Source organism: Bradyrhizobium sp. FW305-F6 (assembly GCF_058782905.1).
Map to the genome: position 1 here is coordinate 1 of NZ_JBYSYD010000023.1, position 4596 is coordinate 4596.

The window sequence follows — 4596 nt, forward strand, 5'->3', positions numbered from 1 at the left end:
GATTGGATCTACGAAGGCCGCTCTGCGCAAGCAGACGGCAGGGCCAGAGCACGCAGTGGTGGAATGACGACACGCTGTAAAGTATTGCCAGACTTTGGTAGTTGTCGTTCTCATGCGTTGATGTTGCCAACCCAGGCAAAAGTTTGGCGTGAGGTCACGATGAAGGGTGCGCAAGCTGGCAAACTTCTTTGCCCGATCAGGATGCCCGGACAGGGTCAGCAGCCCGATGTCTGGCTCCTGGTCACTGGGGTTGTCGAGCGATGCGTCGGAAAACCGAATGGACCGGATTGGGTCTCGGGCATCGAGATCGTTTGAAGGACGGTCCCCACACCAAAACTTGCATCGCATTGACCTGGTCAAGAAGCAAGAGTTGGGCCGCAGTCTCCACTGCCTCAGCGGGTAGGGAAGCGGGTGTGGGCCCCGGACGCTGACACGCGATCTCGAGTCTGGCCTGGTTGGCGGCTATAAACTGCATTAGCTGCAGTCGTTGCCGAGCACATGGAATTCCGGTCAGCCGCGATCAATCTTAAAATCTGAGGCCAACTAAGCCACGTCTCAAAATAGTTGGCATTGCTTAGACGCGCAGAATGAACCGAGAGTGCCCAAGACGCTACTAAAGCGTTCATGCGAAGGGGGCGGGTCGAAGCACCCCCCATGTGTTTGGAATGATTTTGTACGGCGCGTTACCACCGCTGTTTCGTTTTCCTATTCCGCAAGGTGCTCGGCACCGGCCTGTCAATAAGGCCGCGGAAGTTTCCGAAGGTGCCGAGCCACTGGGCCGTCGCCTGCTTGATCGAAAGGAACCAAGTTCCGAAGGAGGAGTTTGGTCCTGATGCGGCAGGAATCCCACACGCATTTTCTTCCGGAGGTGCTGTCTGGTGAAGGGCCAAGTTCAAGAGCACGGGCCGGCAGAACAGCATCCGGGTCAATTGCCCAGGACTATGCCGCAGAACAAGCGCGACGGCGCCGAGCTTACACAGCCGACCAGAAAGCCATCGCCATGGGAGCGCTTTCGCGAGCACTGGGGTCTGATGCTGGCCGGCGCATGTGTTCTTGTGGCCGGCCTGGGCGGCGGAACAGCCTACTGGCTCGAGATCCGTCATTACGAATCCACCGATGATGCGTTTGTCGCCGCACGAAGCTTCTCGGTGGCGTCGAAAGTGGGCGGCTATGTGACCGACGTTCCCGTTACCGACAATCAGCATGTCGACGCCGGCGACCTGCTGGCGCGGATCGATGACCGCGACTACACAATCGCCGTCGACCAGGCCAAGGCGCAACTCGCGATCGCCGAGGCCAACATCGCCAACTACCAGGCGCAGATCGATACCCAGCATGCGCAGATCGATCAGGTGAGGGCCCAGTTGGAACAGGCTCAGGCACAACTTCAGTTCGCGCAGCAGGAGGCCGCGCGCGCACAGGAGCTGGTGGACAAGGGAGCCGGCACTGTACAGCGCGCGCAGCAGACTCGCTCCGATCTTCAGGCCCAGCAGGCCAATACAGACAGGGCCAAGACCGCCGTAGTTGGCGCCGAACTCGGAATCAAGGCGCTCCAGGCGCAGCTTGAAGGTGCAACAGCCCAGCGGCAACAGTCTCAAGCTCAACTCGACCAGGCAAAACTCAATTTGCAATACACAAGGGTGTTCGCGGTCCGATCCGGGCGCGTTGTCAAGCTGTCCGGAGCAAAAGGCTCCTACGTCACCCCGGGGCAGAGCCTCATATGATGTTCGTGCCCGATGAGGTTTGGCTGGTTGCAAATTACAAGGAAACACAACTGAAGGACATGCGCCCTGGCCAGCCGGTCGAGATCCGGATCGATGCCTATCCGGACCGCAAGCTGACCGGGCACGTGGAGTCGGTGCAGCCCGGCTCGGGGACCGCATTCAGCCTGCTGCCGGCGGAAAATGCGACGGGCAACTATGTCAAAGTCGTCCAGCGCGTACCGGTGAAGATCATTGTCGACAACTGGCCGTCCGACGTGCCGGTCGGGCCCGGTATGTCGGTCGTGCCTTGGACGAAGGTTAGATGACCGATCAGGCGCAGAGTGGCGGAAGGTCCTCGAGTTGGTCCCCGGAGCGATCGGCGGCCGGCGGACACAATCCCTATCTGATCGCCTTTGTCGTTTCCATTGCGACCTTCATGGAGGTGCTCGACACCACTGTCGCGAACGTGTCGCTCCGCCACATTGCGGGTGGCCTTGCGGTCGGGCTCGACGAGAGCACCTATGTCATCACAAGCTATCTTGTCGCCAACGCCATCGTGCTGTCGATCTCGGGATGGCTTTCCACCGTCATTGGCCGCAAGCGCTTCTACATGCTGTGCGTGGCAACGTTTTCGGTTGCCTCCCTGTTATGTGGCCTCGCGTGGAACCTGGAATCTCTCGTCCTGTTTCGCATTCTGCAGGGGCTGGGCGGCGGTGGCATGGCGACCAGCGAGCAGGCGATTCTTGCGGATTCATTTCCGCCGCACAAACGCGGCCAGGCCTTCGCCATCTATGGTGTCGCCGTGGTGGTCGCCCCGGTGTTGGGGCCGACGCTTGGCGGGTGGATCACCGACACCTACTCCTGGCACTGGGTATTTCTGATCAACGTGCCGATGGGGCTGATCTCGTTATTACTGGTAGGTACATTGGTGAGGGAACCATCCGGCGCCGAGGAAGAAAGGGCTGAACTCCTAAGGGCCGGATTGCGGGTAGACTATATCGGATTCGCTCTGGTCGCCATCGGTCTCGGATCGCTCGAATTCGTGCTCGACGAAGGGCAGCGCAGCGACTGGTTTGGATCGTCCATGATTCTATCCTTTGCGCTTATCTCAGCCTTCTGCCTCTTTGCTCTTATACCTTGGGAGCTTGGCCGTGACGATCCCATCATCGATCTCCGGCTGCTTGGCAAACGGCAATTTGGCGCTTGCTTCCTCGTGATGTTTGCAACCGGCGCAGTTCTGATCTCGACGACCCAATTGCTGCCGCAGCTTCTGCAAGCCGAATTCGGCTACACCGCCACGCTGGCAGGTCTCGTGCTCTCGCCGGGCGGCATCATTACGATGCTTCTGATGCCCATCGTCGGCAAGCTGGTCAACTTGGTGCAGCCGAAATATCTGATCATGGTCGGCGCGGCGATCGTTGCCGTTTCGATGTGGCAGCTCACAGGACTGACCGGCGATATCAGCTATGGCTATGCGACCGAGGTGCGCATATTCCAGGCTGCGGGGTGCCGTTTCTGTTCCTGCCGGTGACCACCGCGTCCTATGACGGTCTGCCGCCCGAGAAAACCAACCAGGCCTCGGCGCTCATCAACGTTTCGCGGAATATCGGCGGCTCAATGGGGGTCGCGCTCGCGCAAACGATGCTGGCGCAGCGCCAGCAATTCCACCAGACTCGACTGGTCGAGCATGTGGCACCTTCCGATCTCGGGTACCAACAGACGATCGATGCGGTGACGCGGTATTTCCAGGCCCAGGGGTCAAGCGCGTCGGATGCTGCATCGCAAGCGCTGGCTTGGCTTGGTAAAACGCTCCAGCAGCAGGTCGACTATCTCGCTTACATCGACGTGTTCTGGCTTCTGGCCGCGGTCGCGCTTTTGATGATCCCGGTTGCGTCGATCCTTCGGCCCATCGACTTGAGCGCGCCGCCGAAGACCCATTGAAGGTTCCCTGGCTGGGCCGCCTCGTCACGTTATCGCCGGATCGAACCTCCTGGTGCCGCCTTGTCCGGTGCCAGCGTCGGGACAGGACGATTGCAATCCAACAGCGAATTTGGGTTTACGCGCCTGTCTGATCTCACATGGCCGGGATGCTTCGGGGGCACCGGACGTGTCAAGCCAAAACCGCTTCGATCTACATAATCGGCGAAACGGAAGTCCAAGACGATGATCATGGCTCTGCGCTTGAGAGAACCGCAATGCAGGCCCAGCAGAGAATTTATAGCCTGCCGCGCTGACGCCTGTCGCGATGGCTCGCGACTGCGGGCCCAAGGTTCTCGAGGACATTCGGGTCGCGCGGATCGGCAATCTGTATGGCACGCTGCCGATCTTGGTCGGCGGCGGCGTCAGCGGTACCCGGAAAAAGAAAACTGCCAGCGCAAACATAACGGCGTCACCGCGACGTAACGCAATTGCTTGCCGATCAGAAATTCAAGCCGGGTGACCGGCGTGACGTAGAGGTTGGGTGATTGAGCCGAGCTCCCTTTCTCTGACGACCGCGAGCGCCATCAAGATCGCCGGAAACAATGCCAGCATCATTGCGATGGTCGAGGGGACCATGGCATAGATGCTATCGAAGTCCTGATTGTACTTGAACCTGATCTCGATGGTGGCGAGCGGCGGGGCGATGCTGTGCGTTGTCTTGATAATCGGATCGACCAGATAGAGCTGGTGCATGCTTTGCGGATTGCCCCGGATTGTTTCCGCTCGGAGCGGCGTGGCGCCGTCGATCCAGGCCGACACAAGGGAGGTGACCCGAGTTTGATGCTGAGGCCACACTTTGCCGGGATCTCGATGCTGAGATCGATGCTCCCATCCCTTTGACCTGCCCCTGAGTATTTCCTCCAGATGGAGTTAGAGTCCGGCCTGAAAAGGACGGACAGATGAAGCGAGCAAG

The 4596-nt window shown here is 59.6% G+C and carries 1 protein-coding gene and 3 pseudogenes; 3 read left to right on the forward strand and 1 reads right to left on the reverse strand.

Features of this window, described 5'->3' with window-relative positions; all coding sequences use genetic code 11:
* From AC3WLX_RS36475 to AC3WLX_RS36485, 3 genes and pseudogenes are all read left to right on the forward strand, one after another.
* Window positions 1-315 (forward strand): hypothetical protein (locus AC3WLX_RS36475; protein WP_492339380.1); only part of this gene is annotated, 315 nt, incomplete at its 5' end.
* A 563-nt stretch (window positions 316-878) separates the two neighbouring features.
* Window positions 879-2029 (forward strand): annotated as a pseudogene (locus tag AC3WLX_RS36480) (HlyD family secretion protein).
* Window positions 2026-3644: pseudogene (locus tag AC3WLX_RS36485) on the forward strand (DHA2 family efflux MFS transporter permease subunit). Before AC3WLX_RS36480 ends, AC3WLX_RS36485 begins: the two co-directional pseudogenes overlap by 4 nt.
* Window positions 3645-4046: 402 nt before the next feature.
* Here AC3WLX_RS36485 and AC3WLX_RS36490 read toward each other — a convergent pair.
* Window positions 4047-4519, reverse strand: a pseudogene (locus AC3WLX_RS36490) (ABC transporter permease); the annotation flags it as partial.
* Window positions 4520-4596: the final 77 nt, after the last annotated feature.